An 866-nucleotide genomic window follows, 5' to 3' on the forward strand; every position below is an offset into this window, starting at 1 on the left:
ACAGCTGTGGGCAAAATCCCCCATACTCACGGACAGGCAGCTTTTTCATTTTGTCGACTAATGCATGATCATTTTCATGGGCACCAGTCACTACAGGGTCGAAATAAACGACATTGACAAAATAAATTTCGTCAGGGTTCAGAGCGACCAGGTTATAACGGACATACTCTGTATTCACATTGTCCGTAAGCTGTATATCCACTCGATATTGCCAGCTCGGAGTTGGGAATTCCTTAAGGGAAAGAGGAAGGGTCACCTTTCCTTCGTGCACATCAAGCTCATAATACTCACCACTGTCATAATGAAACCCCAGCCCTTCAATCAGTGGTGTCAGGTAGACCCTGGCTTTCGACACACTCATCGTGCTGAGCGCTGGCAGTGAGACTTTCTCCTCCGTTGTGCTACTAAGAAAAACAGGCTCATCAACACGTCTTACAATGGTATCGTCATCCAAAGAGGCTTTGGAAAAGGGGTGAACCAGTTTGAACAGGCCAGTATCAGAGGGTTGTGCATCAGAGAGATCGTAATTAATGACGTCCAATGTCCAGCCATCCTGTTCGTTTAAAACTTCCAACATAGGTTGAATAGTACTCCTGTATCGTTCCCCACTGACAACGACACAGTCCTTAAGAACTTTCAGGCCATCGATTGTCTTGCCATCGGGGGTCACCAGCAGATTAATTCCCGATTTCAAAGTTTTGCCCGCTATGTATTGCAGAAAGGTCTGAAACTCATCCTGATCCACAACGGCACCACCAACCCTGAGTATGTTCAACAGGTCGATAACAAGCGCTTCCTGACGCTCACCCTTCAGCAATGGTTTATCGTTGCCTGTGCTTTCAACACCACTCTCCCCCCGGAACTGG

Annotated in this window: 1 protein-coding gene; it reads right to left on the reverse strand. The window is 47.1% G+C overall.

Annotated elements, in window-relative coordinates:
- The coding region (locus E1189_RS01755) for a hypothetical protein (RefSeq protein WP_196221013.1) at positions 1-866 on the reverse strand (866 nt) is incomplete at both ends.

It is taken from the genome of Parendozoicomonas verongulae, assembly GCF_009711465.1.
Lineage (GTDB): Bacteria > Pseudomonadota > Gammaproteobacteria > Pseudomonadales > Endozoicomonadaceae > Sansalvadorimonas > Sansalvadorimonas verongulae.